The organism is Streptomyces sp. NPDC054783 (genome assembly GCF_053611725.1).
This window is the reverse complement of sequence record NZ_JBSHAY010000021.1, coordinates 20,776-36,877: the sequence shown is the minus strand read 5'-3', so window position 1 is coordinate 36,877 and position 16,102 is coordinate 20,776. Positions and strand designations below refer to the sequence as shown.

12 protein-coding genes and 1 pseudogene are annotated in these 16,102 nt (G+C 67.3%); 6 read left to right on the top strand and 7 right to left on the bottom strand.

Going from position 1 to position 16,102, the window contains the following annotated elements; genetic code table 11:
• The coding region (locus ACWGJ5_RS30310; protein ID WP_453312923.1) for a tectonin domain-containing protein at positions 1 to 131 on the bottom strand (131 nt) is incomplete at its 3' end.
• Between the two features lie 493 nt (positions 132 to 624).
• Here ACWGJ5_RS30310 and ACWGJ5_RS30305 point away from each other — a divergent pair.
• Entirely contained in the window at positions 625 to 774 is a 150-nt protein-coding gene (locus tag ACWGJ5_RS30305) for a hypothetical protein (protein WP_453312827.1), read from the top strand.
• Between the two features lie 91 nt (positions 775 to 865).
• Here the strand turns inward: ACWGJ5_RS30305 and ACWGJ5_RS30300 are convergent.
• The 4 genes and pseudogenes from ACWGJ5_RS30300 to ACWGJ5_RS30285 all read right to left on the bottom strand — a co-directional run.
• Positions 866 to 1,204 (bottom strand): annotated as a pseudogene (locus tag ACWGJ5_RS30300) (Lrp/AsnC ligand binding domain-containing protein); the annotation flags it as partial.
• 87 nt (positions 1,205 to 1,291) lie between these two features.
• Positions 1,292 to 1,981, bottom strand: coding sequence for an esterase/lipase family protein (locus ACWGJ5_RS30295; RefSeq protein WP_453312826.1), 690 nt, complete (start codon positions 1,979 to 1,981; stop codon positions 1,292 to 1,294).
• A gap of 301 nt (positions 1,982 to 2,282) precedes the next feature.
• The gene (locus tag ACWGJ5_RS30290; RefSeq protein ID WP_453312825.1) at positions 2,283 to 3,275 is read right to left on the bottom strand and encodes a terpene synthase family protein; all 993 of its coding nucleotides are present in this window, start codon (positions 3,273 to 3,275) and stop codon (positions 2,283 to 2,285) included.
• Positions 3,276 to 3,548: 273 nt separating this feature from the next.
• Complete coding sequence (locus ACWGJ5_RS30285) at positions 3,549 to 5,210, bottom strand: SpoIIE family protein phosphatase (RefSeq protein ID WP_453312824.1); 1,662 nt, start codon at positions 5,208 to 5,210, stop codon at positions 3,549 to 3,551.
• Positions 5,211 to 6,642: 1,432 nt separating this feature from the next.
• Between ACWGJ5_RS30285 and ACWGJ5_RS30280 the strand changes: the two genes are divergently transcribed.
• Positions 6,643 to 8,112, top strand: a complete 1,470-nt coding sequence (locus ACWGJ5_RS30280; RefSeq protein WP_453312823.1) for an APC family permease — start codon at positions 6,643 to 6,645, stop codon at positions 8,110 to 8,112.
• A 62-nt stretch (positions 8,113 to 8,174) separates the two neighbouring features.
• On the opposite strand, the gene ACWGJ5_RS30275 is transcribed toward ACWGJ5_RS30280, so the two are convergent.
• Together ACWGJ5_RS30275 and ACWGJ5_RS30270 are read right to left on the bottom strand one after the other, a co-directional pair.
• On the bottom strand, positions 8,175 to 9,539 hold the full coding sequence (locus ACWGJ5_RS30275) for an FAD-binding oxidoreductase (protein WP_453312822.1): 1,365 nt from the start codon (positions 9,537 to 9,539) through the stop codon (positions 8,175 to 8,177).
• Positions 9,540 to 10,278: 739 nt separating this feature from the next.
• Entirely contained in the window at positions 10,279 to 10,956 is a 678-nt protein-coding gene (locus ACWGJ5_RS30270; RefSeq protein ID WP_453312821.1) for a GAP family protein, read from the bottom strand.
• A 421-nt stretch (positions 10,957 to 11,377) separates the two neighbouring features.
• On the opposite strand from ACWGJ5_RS30270, the gene ACWGJ5_RS30265 reads away from it, so the two are divergent.
• From ACWGJ5_RS30265 to ACWGJ5_RS30250, 4 genes are all read left to right on the top strand, one after another.
• Positions 11,378 to 11,911, top strand: coding sequence for a hypothetical protein (locus ACWGJ5_RS30265; RefSeq protein ID WP_453312820.1), 534 nt, complete (start codon positions 11,378 to 11,380; stop codon positions 11,909 to 11,911).
• 50 nt (positions 11,912 to 11,961) lie between these two features.
• Positions 11,962 to 13,314, top strand: coding sequence for a Dyp-type peroxidase (locus ACWGJ5_RS30260; protein ID WP_453312819.1), 1,353 nt, complete (start codon positions 11,962 to 11,964; stop codon positions 13,312 to 13,314).
• 55 nt (positions 13,315 to 13,369) lie between these two features.
• On the top strand, positions 13,370 to 14,500 hold the full coding sequence (locus ACWGJ5_RS30255) for a catalase family protein (protein ID WP_453312818.1): 1,131 nt from the start codon (positions 13,370 to 13,372) through the stop codon (positions 14,498 to 14,500).
• A gap of 510 nt (positions 14,501 to 15,010) precedes the next feature.
• Positions 15,011 to 16,069 (top strand): zinc-dependent alcohol dehydrogenase family protein, encoded by a 1,059-nt coding sequence (locus ACWGJ5_RS30250; RefSeq protein ID WP_453312817.1) that lies wholly within the window; start codon positions 15,011 to 15,013, stop codon positions 16,067 to 16,069.
• The last annotated feature ends 33 nt before the right edge of the window (positions 16,070 to 16,102 follow it).

The following is a 16,102-nucleotide window of genomic DNA, read 5'->3' as shown; positions in this document are numbered from 1 at the left end:
TGTACCCAGGGGCTGGCGTCGTTGTTCGTGTAGCGGTAGATGTTCCCGGCGGCGTTGACCCCCCAGACGTTGGTCCGGGACCCCGCCGCGATGCGCACCAGTGCGCCGCTGATCTGCTTCCAGTCGGCCATGCTTCCGACTCCTTTCCGCTGGGAAGGCGTGCACGGGAACGCTCCCCAAACAGGACGACTCGTTCGCTTACGAGCGAGGAGGACGACCGGACTATTTGCCCGAAAAGAGTCAGGTTTGTGTAAGAGGTTGCCTACTCAAGCCGGACTGGTGGCGCCCGGTAGATCGTCAACGCGACGCAAACCGCAGTCACTCACGCGAGCTATTCATGGATGGCATGTTGACGCGAGTGCGGCCCGGTTGCGGAGTGGCAGGCTTCAGGCGGGGCCTCCACCTAACGTGACCGAGAACAGCGAGCACTGCGAGAACCTCTCCACTCGGTGCCGCTGTGAGTGGCTGCATGTCCGCAGATGGACACGGCCATCCAGATCGGCCCGACCGGCAAGAAGTTGCTGCCTCTGACGGTCAAGAACGCTGGTCCGACGCCGGCTTCGAGTGGTCACGCGCACTGAGGTGGGCGAGGCACTCGATCGGGTGACTGAGGTGTTGGCGGGGGTGAGTGAGGACGAGGTGGCTGCGGCGCTGTCCGAGTTCGCCGTTCCGCGTCCGCGCCCTCGCCCTCTGGTGCTGGCGGCGCGCTCCCGGACGCCACTGCCGGTTCCTGGAGAGGCCCCGCAGATCGTCTCCGAGGTGGAGTGGGTCTGAGCGTGCTTTTTGTGGTCGGCTGAGCCCCTTCTTCTTCGGGAGGGGGCGCGGCACTGATTGGCGGTTTGGCAAGGTGGCCGACCCACTCCAGTCACGATCCGCAACGCACGACGGGCCCTGCCGCGTCTCCGGCACGCCGCAGAGCAGCGCCGCGGCCGACGGTCGAGTACCACGGCGCTCGCGCGATCATTCGGCCGGCAATCTCCCGTGAGGACGGCGCCACGATCTTCGCGGTGGTCAACCAAGCGTCGCTGCCCGAGCGTCCGAGGTCCGGCGGATCGCCGTGACCACCCGCTGCAGGCTTGTCAGCCAGAAGATCTGCGGTCACCACGCGCAGCAGGTAGTTGGGGGTGCCCAACAGTCGCTCCGCCTGGATCACCTCGGGGATGGCTGCGAGCCCTTGGGTGAAGACCGCGAGCTGTTCACGGTCACCGTGGCGCGGGTGGACTGTTGTGGCCGGGCTGGAGACGGTGACAGGGGCCGCGGCGAGCGGCCCCTGCCAGCTGGTGGGGAGCGGTCAGTTGTTGATCACGTCCCGGGTCTGGGCGTAGACCGTCGCGTCGGTGAGCAGGCCCGTGTGGCTGAGGCAGGCGGTCTTGGTGTTGGCGGCGCCGGACAGGGAGACGGAGCTGTCGGGGTTGATCACCGTGTCGCAGGGCGACCACCAGGTGGCGTAACGGGGTGAGCCCGGTGTCTCGTCGCCGGAGTTGAGAGAGCCGAGGAAGCTGGAGCCGATACGCATCTCGGTGCAGGAGGTGTCGAAGCAGCTATTGGCGCTGTCGGTGCCGTGGTTCGGTCCGCCCAGTGACACCCAGGCGTCGACCTTGGAGGTCCCGCCGAGGTTCTTGAGGTAGTAGCGCGAGGAGAGCCCTCCCATGGAGTGGCTGACGATGTCGACCTTGGTGGCGCCGGTGGCCGTGAGGAGCCGGTCGACCTCGGTGGACAGCTGCTGGGCGGTCGTGGCATTCGACTGCCGCCAGTCGTAGGACCACTGGTCGAGGTAGGTGGACGGCCAGCCGTCGGTTCTGAAGCGGTCTGCCATGGTGTTCCAGTTGCTGCCGTCACCGGTGTAACCATGCACGAACAGGACGGGATTGCTGGTCGAGTCGAAGCTGGAGCTGCTTGACGCCTGGGCGGGAAGGGCGGACTGTACGGCGAGAAGGGCGCCGGCTGCGGCGACGGCTGTGCTGGCAAGGGATTTGTTCACGACGGACTCCCGGGTGGGGTTCGGGACAGCGCTCGACGGCGCGTTCTGACGAAGGACGGCGCTGGGGCGTTTCCCGGGTCGCGGGAGCTATGCCTACAGGCGTGCGGCGGCAAGCCGAGGCGCCGGTTCGCGTGGCCGCACGGGGGGAGAGGGCACCGGTGTCATCGAGGGTGGCGTGAGCGTACTGACCGGTAGGTATCCGTGGTCAAGAGGCGTGCGCGGAAATCTTTCCACCGGCCGATGCCTCAGCGCGGCGCGCCCTGCGCGCCCTGTGGAGCGGCCACAGGGTGACCGTAGGGTCCTACGGAATGAACAAGTCCGCCAGGTAGGTCGGTTTGGCCTCTATCTCGGCATACCGCCCGGTCTCCTTCGACCAAGCGACGTTCCCGGCGGTGAGCGCGTGGAAGTCCCTGACGCAGCGCAGTGCCTCGTCGACGACGTCGTCGACGAGGCCGGAACGCAGCCGTTCGGGCAGGACCTGTTCGAGATCGAGGATGCGCTGGACGTATCCGGCCTGCATCACGGCCACTCGCTCCACCGCCTCCTGGAGGCTGCACCGGTGATGATGGCAGATCACCGTGACGGCGTTGAACGCATAGTCATGCGCGAGTTCTTTGGGTAGCGAGTAGAGATCATTGATGCAGGCATTCGCGTAGATCACCGCCTCTCGCATGTCCGCGAAGGCCGGGTTCGCATGCAGTTGGTCGGATAGGTCGACACCGGTACCGATTTCCATCAGGTCCAGAACGGCGTCGAACGCGAACGAGGCGCGGCGGTGGGCGAGATATTGCTGCAGGCCGGGTACGCGCCCTTCCTCCCGATGGATCATATCGGCCCGGTAGCTGTCGAAATACCACAATAGGTGCGGGATGAATCGTCGCTGCCATGTGGAAGAACGGACAGCCGTCGTACGGCGCCACAGATCGGCCAGGGAGCGCGCCAGTCGCCCGGCCACGACGGTTCCGTCGAAGACGGCGAACAGTGGCCCGAACGCCTCCCGCCACCGCTCGGGCTGGTAACCGCGCACCGGGTCGTCGTCGAACTGGTCGTCCAGCTGGAACAGCCATGCGTTCCACTGGGTGATCAGCGTCAGCGCCTCCCGCGAGGCGTTCGGGCACAGCCACGCAGTGAGCCGGTCCACGCGGGTGCGGTGCACGTGCCGCCGTGCCTCCTCGGTGGGCACCAGACCGAACTCGTCCAGCCACGCCTCAACGTCCGTCGTGGCTGCCTGTAGTTCCGGATTGAGCGCTGCCGGTACGGGTATGTAGAGGTCCGGAATCCGGAAATTGTCCATACGTCAGCTCGCTTCTCGGTAATTCTCTGCCATTCGCGACATCCAGCGACATTGCCGATGCGGCATGCTCAAGGCCCGCATGGAGCATGACCAGGCAGTCCCAGCCACCGACGTAAATTACCCTGCCTGTTGACGGCGTTCGACAGAGGTCTCGTTTCTTTGGTGCTCGTTGCCTTGCTCGGGCAGCACCATGGCGCGGGCGAATTCGGTTGGCCGCTGATACAAGTGCTCGGCGACCCAGGCCTGTTGTGAACAGGCAGGGTCAGGACCGGGTCAGCTGCGGTGGCCGGGCCGGTTCAGACGAGCCAGGAGCAGAGCGACGTCGTCGCCCAGGCCGTGAGCCTTCTGCGTACCGTCGAGGAGGTCGTCGACAACGGTCTCCAGGTCCGCCGTGGGAGCGCCTCGCAGACCTCGGAGAAACCTCTCGGTGCCCTGGTCGATGTCCTTGTTCACGGCCTCGAGCAGGCCGTCGGTGGTCAGCGCGAGCACGCTGCCCGGAGCGATGCGAAGGCGGGTGGTGGGGTACCGCTGCTCCCGGTCGATTCCCAGAGGGAGGCCGCCAGGGACCTCCAGGAGGCGCGGCGGCTTGCGGGGCGTGATCAGCGCTGGGGCCGGGTGACCAGCCCGGCACACCCGGAGCGTTCCGTCGAAGGGGTTGAGTGCTATGTAGCAGCATGTGGCGAACAGGGCCATGTCCGGGTCGGTGTTCAGCTCGGCCAGGAGGCGGTTGGTTCGTTCCAGGACGGCCGCGGGCGGGTGCCCTTCGTTCGCGTAGGCATGCACGGCGGTACGCAGCCGCCCCATGAGAGACGCGGCGTGAACGCTGTGTCCCTGCACATCTCCTATGACCAGAGCCACGCCACCGTCGGGCAGGCTGATGGCGTCGTACCAGTCGCCACCGATCCACATGCCGGAGGTGGCAGCCTGGTAGCGGGCGGCGATGGTCACACCCGGCACGGTGAGCGGCCCACGCGGCAGCATGCCACGCTGGAGCTCGGTGGCGAGTGCATGTTCCGACTCGTACATGCCGGCTCGCTCCAGTGACTGGGCGAGCATGCCCATGGCGGCGACCAGGAGGGCCCGCTCCTCGGTCAGAAATTCCTGCGGCTCAGGGAAACTGACGAGGCAGGAGCTGGCGCGGCCGCGCGAGTCCGTGAGTGGCACTGCCGCCCACGCCTGCGGGGCCGACTGGGCGAGCGGTGCCAGGTGCGGATGACCGGTGATCAGTGCGTCCGCGGAGCCGACGAGAACGGGCGCCCTCCGGTCGAGTGACTCCTCCACGAGTGTGCGGGCCGTGGCGTCGAGGACTCGAAGGGAGTCCTCATTCTGCTCGTCGTCGGCGCACGAGGCGACGACGGTCAACCGGTTCCCTTCCGGGGCGATCACCGCCAGTGCGTCCGCTCCGAAGGTACGCAATCCTGCTTGTGCGGCGGTCATGATGTCGTTGACCGTCACCGCGGCGGCCAGAGCCGAAGTCAGCTCCCGCATCCAGCGGTCACGGGTGGCGCGCTCGTACAACCGCCGCTTCTCCGCCTCGTGGCGTTCATGGACGGCTGTGGTGTCCATGACCACTCCGACCATGCGGGCCGGCAGCCCGTCAGCGCCGGGCAGGACGCGGCCCCGGGCTTCCAGGGACCTGTGCCGGCCGTCGTTGGAGGTGACGCGGTACTCGATCTGGTAGTTGCCGCAGGATTCCGCTATCAGACCCAGGGCATCGCGCACATCGGCCAGATCGGCCTCGTGCACGGCGGCCAGGAAGCTCGAGATGTCCGACGGGCCGTTCTCGGGCATGCCGTGCAGCGCGAGGGTGAGCGGATCGCAGCTCACCTCGCCTGTGGCGATCTCCCAGCAGTAGAAGCCCGCCTGCACGATGCTCGCGCTGGCCTGGAAGGCGCCGGAATCGGACTCATCTTCCCGGAATACGGCAGTACGCACCGACCCGACGTCTTTCACTAGATCTCCCTGCCGCGGCGTGAACTACTTCCCTCTGAGGGATCAACGGTGCTCAACCGGATCGGCCACGCACTGTAGTGGGTGGCCGACGGAAACCAGCCAGTGGGGCGACTTGAGACCTTACGGGACTGCGACACCATTCCCTCCAATAGGTGAACGGGGGTCTCGCAGCTGAATGCGCTCCCGCTCTTCCAGGGAAGATCGCCTGAGCGACCCGGCTGTGGCCGGATCGTGCGCATGGTAGTGACTTTCCGGATCTTGCGCTAGACACCCCACTCGGCAGACCGCGTCCGCCAGGCACGCGAAGAGGTTCACAATAACCGCGCGCCCACCGCCAGCCGTCGACCACGCTCAGTGGCCGAGTGGACAGCCCTCCAGCCCGCAACGCCCCCAATTGATGGTTCGGGACGACAAGGTCTGGAGCCGGCGGCTTCGCTTGTAGCGGCAACGGCTGACGCCGTGCCTTGGCCAGGTGGTTGTACGTAGTTACCCGCCCACAGATGGACACGGCCATCCAGATCGGCCCGACCGGCAAGAAGTTGCTGCCTCTGACGGTCAAGAACGCTGGTCCGACGCCGGCTTCGAGTGGTCACGCGCACTGAGGTGGGCGAGGCACTCGAAGGGTGATTGAGGTGTTGGCGGGGGTGAGTGAGGACGAGGTGGCTGCTGTGATGGCTGCGGCCGGTGCTTCGAATCCTCGCCCGCCGACGCCACTGGCGTTGCCTCGGACGCCGCTGCCGGCACCTGGAGGTGCCCCGTACATCGTCTCCGAGGTGGAGTGGGTCTGAGAAGCCTGCCGGCGCGCGTAGCGGCTTCGTCCTCAAGCCCCATTTCCTGATGGAGGAGGGCGCCCCGACCGATCTTGGTCCGGGGCTTCCGGCATTTGTTTCCGTTATCAGCCGGGTCGGTCACCGACGACTCGACGCCTGATGGGGTCGGTGGGGGCGACGGTGTCGGTTCCTCAGTCCTTCGGGAAGATCGAGTCGCCGGTTGCGGTCCGGGTGGAGCCGTTCTCGAGGGTGATGTCGACCTTCTCGGCGCTGCCCGACGGTTCGGCGGACGGCCACCAAGTCGATCACCTCGGCCATGCCGTGGCCGGCCGGGCTTGCCCGAGTAGTCGCTGTGCGGGGCACTCGATCGGGTGATCGAGGCGCCGGCGGGGGTGAGGGAGGAAGTGGTGGCCGCTGCGCTGGGTGCGGTCGCGGCTGCGTGACCGGTTGAGCCCCTTCCTGCGGGAAGGGGCTCTCTGGCTTTCAGCGCAGTGTGGGGGACGGTACTGATCTTCCGGATGCGCAAGTGCTGTGCATATGCCTTAGATGTACTAGAAGTACATGGACGCGAAGCCGGCGCCCAGGCCGTGACAGCCGGTGCGAGGGTGCCGCCCGATCGGGCGTGGCGGAAGGCGGTTGCCGAAGTGGTGGAAGCGGCTTCGCCGGGCTCCGATGGCAAGGAGGACTCCGTTGCCCTCGGTGGCTATCAGCAGGAGCTGAAGCGGACGCTCGGCTCCTTTCAGGTGTTCGCGATCTCGTTCGCGTTCATCTCGGTGGCGGTCGGCATCTTCTCGACCTATGACGACGTGCTGCAGAACGCGGGGCCGGTGGGGATCTGGCTGTGGGTCGTCGCGACGGTGGGTCAGGTGCTGGTGGCCCTGGTGGTGGCGCAGCTCGCGGGGCGTATCCCGCTCAGCGGCTCGTCGTACCAGTGGGCCTCGCGGCTGGCCAACCCGAAGGTCGGGTGGGGGTTCGGCTGGCTGAGCTTCTGCTACCTGGCCATCGCGGTGGTGGCGATCGACAATGCGCTCGCGAGTCAGGCGTTCATGCCGCTCATGGGTATGCGGCCGGACGAGGACACCGCGCGGGTGATCACCCTTGTGCTTCTGCTGGTCCAAGCAGTCATCGTCGTGGCCTCGACCCGCATCGTCAGCCTGATCAACACGAGCGCGGTGGGGCTGGAGTTGGCGTTGGTGGTGGTGGTGGCGCTCGCCCTCGCCATCGCGGTGGCGGTCACCGGCCGTGGCGCGGTCGGCAACCTCACCTCGCGCGGCATCACCGAGCATGCCCCGCACTACTTCGACATCGGGGGCGGGCTGATGGTCGCGATGATCATGGGCCTCGCCACGCTTGTCGGCTTCGATTCCGCGGCGAACCTGGCCGAGGAGGCCAAGGACCCCTTCCGCACCGTCCCGCGCGCAATCGTGGGGTCCGTCGTGGCCGCCGGTGTCCTGGGGATCGTCTTCCTGATCTGCCTCACCATCGCGATCGAGGACATCCCACGGATCAGCGCGAGCGAGTCGCCCGTCGCGGCGGTCATGCGTGAGCAGCTGGGTCCGCCGATGGAGAGAGTGCTCCTGGTGGCCATTGCGATCGCGTTCTTCGGCGCCGGGACGGTGGTGATGACCGCGTGCTCACGGATGGTCTTCGCGATGTCGCGCGACGGGCGCTTCCCTGCCCACCGGCTCATGCGTCGAGTCAACCCCCGCACACAGACGCCGGTCCCCGCGACGGTGCTGATTCTCGTCGTGGGCGTCGTCCTGATGGTCGCGCTGCCGGGCGCCGCACTGCTGAAGCTGATCACGGCGTCCACCATTCTTCCGGCGGTCATCTACGGCGCGACGATCGTCCTCTATCTGGCGGTGCGCCGCCGTCTGGACCGCAAGAAGGGCGCGTTCGACCTCGGGCGGTTCGAGTTGCCGGTCGCGGTCTGCGCGCTGGTGTGGACGCTCACGTCCTTGTTCGTGCTGGTGTCGCCGGCCGAGGCGCTCGTTCCCGTGGTGATCGTGGTGGGCCTGGTCGTCATGGGTGGGCTGTTCTTCCTCGGCTTGCTGCTGTTCAATCGCCCGGTGTTGGAGACCGAGCCCGGAGACGTGAGTGTCTTCGAGCACTGACAGGGTGTCCCTGCGGCCAGGCCGGCCGACCCGCCGTCGTGGCTGACTGCCGTTGTGGCCGGTCAGCAGAATGCGGGCGGGATGCTCTGCTCATACTGGAACACGTTCTGGGGGTCGTACTTCGCCTTGATGGTGCGCAGCCGGTCGAAGTTGTCTCCCCAGTAGGCGGTCTCCCAGTTCTGCATCCCGATGTTCGGCACGTTCACGTAGGCACCGTTCACGTAGGGCCGCAGTGCCTGGCCGAACTCGGCGATCCAGGCCTGGGCCTGCGGAGTCAGTCCGTCGCCGCTGCCCGGGACTCCGCGTTTTCCCCAGCCGGCACCGGGTTCGGAGTAGAAGAGCGCGTCGCGATGGGGGAACGACGTACCCCCTCGGGGGCTCTTCCTGACAGCCCCGCCAAAGGCTTGGGTGAAGAAGTTGCTGTCGTTCGTGGGCGCGTCACGCATGAAGGAGGCGATCACGCTGATCGCTGTCCGCGGGAACGGCGTGGTGGTGAACTGCGAGCAGAACTTCCAGTTCGCGGGCTCGTCCTCAGTCGGGATCTGGAACGCCGCGTACACGTCGCCCCAGTTGCCGACCCGCACCGAGATACCGGGGTCACCGACCGACAGGATCGGAGCCAGCAGCTTCTTCGCCTCCGTCGGCGTTCCTTCCGCGAGGACTGCGAACAGCAGGGTCTGGTTCCTACGGAGTTCGAGCTGGGTGCCGAGGCGGTTGTCGGCGACCGGCGCCGTGCGCTGCCAAGCCTCGAAGACCCCGTGCAGGTCCCCGAGGCCGTCCCACGTCGCTTGCAGGTAGGTGACGCTCTCCAGTGGAGTCACCTCGTAGGTCAGGGACGTGAGGATCCCGAAGTTGCCGTTGCCCGCCCCGCGCAGGGCCCAGAGCAGGTCGGAGTGGTTCTCCAGGTCCGCGTTGATCACCTTGGCGCTGTCCGTGCCCTCCGCTACGACGATCTCGGCGCCGATCAGGCTGTCGCAGGCCATGCCGAGGTAGCGGGTGAGGAAGCCGAAGCCGCCTCCGAGCGTCGCGCCGGACAGGCCTACGCTGCCTTCCGTACCGGTCGACACCGCAAGGTTCTTCGTCGCGAGCGTGGTCACCGCTTCCAGCTGGCTGAGCCCGGCGCCGACCGTCGCCGTGCGAGCGGTGGTGTCGATGTGAGCCGACTTCAGTTCGCTGACATCGATCACGATGCCGTTGTCCACGTTCGACCAGCCCTCAAGACTGTGGCCGCCGCTCCGCACCCGTAGCGCAACGTCGTGTTGCCGTGCCCAGGTCAGGGCGTTGACCACGTCGTGAGTCTTCTGGGCGTAGACGATGACCAAGGGATGGTGGACGAACAGCTCGTCCCAGCCCGCACTCGCCCTGGCGTAGTCGGGGTCGTCGGGACGAACGATGCGACCGGTCAGCCTCGCCGGTGAACACTTCACGCTCTCGGTTCCTTCGCTCTCGGCGCTCGCGCCCGGGCGGGGCCTCCGCAGTCGCAGAGCCCGGGACGACGACCGCGCCGGCGACACCGTTGCCTTGAACAGTCCGCGACGAGCAGAGTCGTGCACGGTCCGTGTCCTGTCGACCATCAGCTCACGCGAACCGGTCCTTCGTGGATGATCTGGGCGAGGCGGACAGTAGCAAGGGTGAGCACGTCAGGGGGCGCCGACACGCGCGCCACCATGGCCCCAGGCGCTCAGGGCCGTCGGGGACGGGGCGGCCAGGTCCGGCCCGTGGCAGCCACCGGTGGTGGGTGCACCACAAACGCACGCCGTTGGACGAACGCGGGTCCCGCCGGTCCTGGCTCGTGTGCAACCGGCGCGGGTGTGAGTGGCTGCCTGTCCCCAGATGGACACGGCCATCCAGATCGGCCCGACCGGCAAGAAGTTGCTGCCTCTGACGGTCGAGAACGCTGGTCCGACGCCGGCTTCGAGTGGTCACGCGCACTGAGGTGGGCGAGGCACTCGATCGGGTGATGGAGGCGCTGGCGGGGGTGAGCGGGAACGAGGTGGCGGCTGCACTGGCTGCGGCCGGTGCTTCGCTCCCTCATCCGTCGGCGCCTCTGGCGTCCTCTCGGACACCGCTGCCGGGCCCTGGAAGCAACCCGCACATCGTCTCCGAGGTGGAGTGGGCCTGAGGGCTTCCGAGGCTTGTGCGTGACTGCGTAGCGCCTCAGGTCCGTCAGGAGGCGAGGATCGAGATGCCGTCTCCGACCAGCTTCAATCCGAGGACGAAGAAGAGGACGGCCATCACGGCGACATTGTGCTGAGCTGCCCAGTCTTTCCAGTCGCCGAGTGTGGTCTTGGCTCGCTCTCCCCCCAGGAGGAAAACCCCCAGCGGAGCCAACAGGCCAAGGGTGGCGATCACGACGAAGATGGCAAGCGATGCGATCTGCTGCCCGACCGGCAGCCCGGCTGAGCCGATCGAGGCGCCCGCGGCGATGGTCAGCGGGGCGTTCTTGGCGTTGAGCGCGGCCAGGGCGAGTCCGAGTGCGAAGATCTTGACCGGCGTGAGGCGGTCGATCGCGCCCATCCACTTCGGCAGTTGGGCTTGCGATGGGTCCTTTGGGCGTCGATGCCATTGCCGGGCGCCGAAGAGGACGAGGAACAGGCCCAGAGCGAGCTTGAGCGCTCCCACCCAGGGGGCCGGCTGATGGTGGGCGGAGGCACCTGAGGGAGAAGCGATCCCCAGCATGATCGCGCCCAGTACCGCGAGTCCCAGGATCCAGCCGACGGTGAAGAGGATCCCGTTGAGACGTCCGCGGGGCGTGGCGAGTATCAGGATGATGGCGATGATCGGGAGCGGGCTGATCGCGACGGCGGCCGCGAACCCCAGTACGTCACCGAGTACTTTGCCCATGGTTGCCTCCGTGTGGGGGTCATGGTGGCGATCCGGTCGAGCAGGGTTTGGCGGAAGGGGAGCCATAACCGCCTGGGCGGCGCAATGGTTGCTCGATCGGCTGCCGCGCTCTCTTCACCACCGCGCGTAGGTGGCCCCCGAGAAGGGTGAAGACGACGTACTCGGCACGTCCGACTTCCATCCTCCTGCGCCTGACCGGATCTGTCCTCGGGAGCCTCTCGTGTGGTGATGACCCCGGTCCAAAAGCCCAGGGGCCGAGATGCGACACGGCGTACCTGCCGTGAGGATTGACGCGTGAGGGCGATGGCGCCTCAGGCCCGAGCGTTTGGCGACCCTCGCACCGATCCGCGGCAGGAGAGCCTTGCGATGACTGCGACAGGTGCAAACCAGCCGGCTCACCCTGAGCACCCGGGCAGGACGGATGGCGTCTCTAAACGAGTTCACCGTTTTCACCAAGATCAAGCAGGGCGAGGCCGATGCGTTGCGTGAGGATCTAGCCACGCTCGCCGATGCGGCGAATGACGAGAATGTCCATGCGGCGATGCGCCAGATCGGCACTCTGCACGACGCACGGCACGTGATCTTCGACGACGACACCCGGTTCATGTTCGCCAGCGTCTTCGACGGCTCCTGGGACACCTACATCGACGACTTCGCGAAGACCGTGGTCGGAGCCCGTTTCGACAAGGTCTTCTCGCACACCGAAGGGTTCCCCGGCGTCAAAGATCCAGGGGTGAAGGACTGGTTCCTCGCCCACCAGGCGCCCGCGAGTGTCTTCGTCAGCGCCTATCCCGACCTGACCGTCCAGCAGATCTACAAGGACCAGCGCGTGGACGAGGCGTTCCAGGAGGTGCTGGACACCCCCGAGTTCCGGGCGGCGCTCAAGAGCCCGGCCAATGCGGAGCTGGTGTCCACGCCGGCCTTCCAGAAGCTGCTGGAGGAAGCCTCGGCCTAGAACCCGGACACTGCCACCCCGCAGAGCCCGATGTGGAGGCACAAGCGATCATGAGCACCGCGGACAGCAGCAGCGCGGCCGACGTGAGAGTGGAGATCGACGACGTCCAGAGCGGAGCCCTGCGCCCGCGCCCCGTGCCCTATGCGGGAAAGTACATCTTCCTGCGCGTCGACGACCGCCACGCCGGGCGCGCCCTGCTGCGACGGCTGCTCCCGCTGACCTCGGGTGGCCTGCCCGATGCGGACCGCAACCAGGAGGCCTGGGTCGCTGTGGCATTCACCTATCAGGGGCTGAAGGCCCTGGGGGTGCCCCAGGAGTCGCTGGACAGCTTTCCACGAGCGTTTCGTGAGGGCATGGCCGCCCGGGCAGAGAGCATCGGCGACGTGGGCGAGAGCGCCCCGGCCCACTGGGAGGCACCGTTCGGAACCGGGAATGTCCACATCGCGCTGAGCGCCCTCTCCTCCGACACGGCGCAACTCGACGAGGAGTTGGAGCGGGCCCGCGTCGCCTACGAGGACATCCCCGGTGTGCAGGTGATCTGGCAGCAGGACGTCCGCCAGCTCCCGACGGGGCGCACCACCTTCGGTTTCCGTGACGGCATCAGCCATCCGAACATCGAGGGCGTCGGACTGCCCGGCTCCAACCCGCAGGAAGTCCCCATCAAGGCCGGCGAGTTCATCCTCGGATACCCCGACGAAACCGGGAACCTGCCGCCCATGCCCAGCCCCGATGTCCTGGGGCGCAACGGGACCTACGTGGCCGTGCGCAAGGTCCACACCAACGTGGCGGCCTGGCGCAGGTATCTGCGCGCGAACACCTCCAGCGCCGCGGAGGAGGCCCTCCTGGCAGCGAAGATGGTCGGGCGCTGGCCCAGCGGGGCGCCACTGACGCTGTCGCCGGAGCACGACGACCCGGAGCTGGCGGCCGATCCGCACCGCGTCAACAACTTCCTGTACCGGGAGAACGACGACCGGGGGTACCGGTGCCCCGCCGGTGCGCACATCCGGCGCACCAACCCCCGCGATTCCACCATCATCGGCGACGCACGGATGCACCGCCTCATCCGCCGCGGCACCACCTACGGCCCGCCGCTGCCCGAGGGAGTGCTGGAGGACGACGGCGCTGACCGTGGCCTGGTCGGAGCATTCATCGGAGCCCATCTGGAACGACAGTTCGAGTTCATCAAGGCCGAGTGGGTCAACGACGGCAACTTCATCGGTTACCCCGGCGAGAAGGACCCGGTGGCCGGACATCACGGCGGAACCGGCACCGTCACCATCCCGGAGAAACCCGTCCGGCGCCGTCTGCAGAACCTGCCCAGCTTCGTGGTCACCCGCGGCGGCGAGTACTGCTTCCTGCCGGGTCTGCGTGCCCTGCGCTGGCTCGCGGAGCTGGAGGACTGAGAACAGTTCCTGGTTCCTGAGACCCGGCCGCGGTCTTCGAGGAGAGGTCGAAGCCATGGCAGCACAGTTCGTCCGCTACACGCCTGACGTCGAAGACGATGACCCGAACTTCGACCAGAGCCTGCAGAAGGTGATCGAGAAGACCGAGAGGTACATCGCCGAGTCGGTCAGTGCCGGGGGCACCGGACGTGCCCTCCGCGACGCCCATGCCAAGGGCTACGGGCTGGTCCGAGGGGAAGTGGAGATCCTGGACGAGCTGCCCCCCGAATACGCTCAGGGCATCTACGCGACTCCGGGAACCCACGACGCCCTCATCCGCTTCTCCAACGGCTCGCCCCACGCCGGAGCAGACGCACGCCTGGGCGCCGCCACCGGACTGGCACTGAAGATGTTCGACGTCCCCGGCCCGACCCTGCTGGAAGACGAGCCGGACACGGGCACCTTCGACTACGCGAACATCAACGGCCCGATCTTCTTCTGCAACACCGTCGACCACTACCTGTTCATCCAGGAACTGTTCCTGAACGCGTCGGCCTACTTCTCCCAGGGCCGACCCGGCGCACATCGCTTCTTCACCGATTTCGTGACGGGGAAGGGAACGCTTGACCAGGACGACTGGGCGTGGGACGAGTTCCTGGCTTTCCTGCGCCTGTCCAAGACCCCTTCGGCAAACGTGTTGCTGTCGAGCTACTGGACGATGGGCGCGGTCCGGCACGGGGACTACATTGCCAAGGTACGCATCACACCCGACCCGTCCGCCGCCGCTGCCGTGGTCCGGCGCTCCATCGACCCGACCTCCGCGCCGGAGGTCTTCCGGCCGGCCCTGGAAGCCGAGCTGCAGGAACGGCCCTACGCCTTCGACATCCAGGTCCAGCTCTGCACCGACCTGGCGCGCATGCCGGTGGAGGACACCACCGTGGAATGGCCCGAGCAGCTCTCACCGCCCGTCACCGTGGCAAAGCTGCGGCTGCCACAGCAGGACATCTCGAGCCCGGAGAACCTGGAGAAGATGGACGCGTTGTCCTTCACGCCCTGGCGGGTCACCGCCGAGCACGCCCCCCTGGGCAACATCATGCGGGCCCGTAAAGAGGTCTACCGGCACTCCTCCATCGCGCGCCACAAGCTCAACCAGCAGCCGCGCACAGAGCCACGCAGCGCCGACGAAGTGCTCGGTCCGGCCCAGTGAAGCCCACGTCGCCACGAGCATGACGTGACATCAGGTCGCGGCCAAGGGGCCTGGGCCAAGCGGCCTCGGTGGTAGGAGCGACGGTCGGTCGATCGCTCTGGCCGTCGCCGTGTTCTGGGTCCCGGCGCCGGCCCCGGGTCTCACCGATGGCGGCGTGATCGGCATGTGAAGGCGGACGACCGGTGCTGGCAACAGCTATGGATCTCGCCCGGACTGGGTCTTGTGCAGATGGACACGGCCACCCAGATCGGCCCGACGGGGAAGAAGCTGCTGCCGCTGACGGTCAAGAACGCGGGTGCGACGCCGGCTTCGAGTGGTCACGCGCACCGAGGTGGGCGAGGCGCCCGTCCGGGGGCGGGCGTAGCGTGAAATGACAGCCTGAAATGACAGCCTGACGCCGATGACAGCCTGGGCGCCGACGAGGAGGTCGGCACCAGCATCGCTTTTGTCCGGAGCACCCGCCGAGTTTCGCGGGCGCTGGGAGACGAAAGGCCGGTCATGCCTCAATCCATGCGCGCGCTCGTAGCCGTAAGGGCCGGTGAGCCCGCCGATGTCCTGCGGCTGGAATCCCGGCCTGTTCCCACGCCGAAGGCCGGTCAGGCGCTGATCCGTGTGAAGGCGACTCCGATTCACGCCAGTGATCTGCACGTGCTGCGCGGCCGCTACGGTTTCTCGCCCGGGTTTCCCGCTGTCGGGGGCCACATGGAATGCGTGGGCCGTATTGCGGCCCTGGGCCCGGATACCGAGGGGCCGAAGGTCGGCGAGCGCGTGGTGGCCGCTACGGTCCCGGCGGTACCCGGGCCCCCTGTGGCCGGCACCTGGCAGGAATACCTCGTTGCCGACGCGCGAAGGCTTCTGCCGGTTCCCGGCCATCTGAGCGACTCCAGCGCCTGTCAACTCGCCGTCAACCCGTTGACCGCGCTGCTCCTCGTGACACGCGAACTCGACGTACAGCCGGGCGAATGGCTGTTGCAGACGGCCGCGGGCTCGACCGTCGGCCGGCTCGTCATTCAGCTGTCCGGGCATCTGGGTTTTCGCACGATCAATGTCGTGCGGCGACGCGATGCCGTCGAGGAGATCAAAGCGCTTGGTGGCGACGAGGTCATTTGCACCGAGGACGAGGACCTGTTGCAGCGGGTGGCTGAGATAACGGGGCCAGTCGGCGTGCGCAAGGCCGTGGACTGTGTCGCGGGCGCCGTGGGTGCCCGGGTGTTCCAGGCGCTGGCTCCGGGAGGGGAGCTCGTGGTCTACGGCGCGCTCTCGACCCATCGGCAGACCGACCCTGCGGCGCTGACGATCCCGCTGCAGGCACGCTCGGTCATCTACGAGACCAAAGCGGTCCGTGGCTTCTGGCTGAACCGCTGGTTCGGCACTGCCTCACCCGAGGATGCGCTGCGCGTGCTGTCCCAGGTTCGCGGTCTCGTCGCCGACGAGGTGCTGAGCATCCCTGAGGGCCGGCCGTTCCCGCTCGAGCGCTTCGCTGAAGCCGTCTCGCTCGCCGAAGCACCCGCCCACGGCACCAAACCACTCTTCGTCTTCGAAGAAAGCCTCCATGGTGACGAGCGGTGAGCTGATCCCACTTTCGGTTAATCGATGCGAGCG

Bases quoted from the DNA above. Each gene is read 5' to 3' on its own strand.
- ACWGJ5_RS30290 (WP_453312825.1), bottom strand. From the start codon at position 3,275: ATGGACAATTTCCGGATTCCGGACCTCTACATACCCGTACCGGCAGCG.
- ACWGJ5_RS30270 (WP_453312821.1), bottom strand. From the start codon at position 10,956: ATGGGCAAAGTACTCGGTGACGTACTGGGGTTCGCGGCCGCCGTCGCG.
- ACWGJ5_RS30265 (WP_453312820.1), top strand. From the start codon at position 11,378: ATGGCGTCTCTAAACGAGTTCACCGTTTTCACCAAGATCAAGCAGGGC.
- ACWGJ5_RS30260 (WP_453312819.1), top strand. From the start codon at position 11,962: ATGAGCACCGCGGACAGCAGCAGCGCGGCCGACGTGAGAGTGGAGATC.
- ACWGJ5_RS30255 (WP_453312818.1), top strand. From the start codon at position 13,370: ATGGCAGCACAGTTCGTCCGCTACACGCCTGACGTCGAAGACGATGAC.
- ACWGJ5_RS30250 (WP_453312817.1), top strand. From the start codon at position 15,011: ATGCGCGCGCTCGTAGCCGTAAGGGCCGGTGAGCCCGCCGATGTCCTG.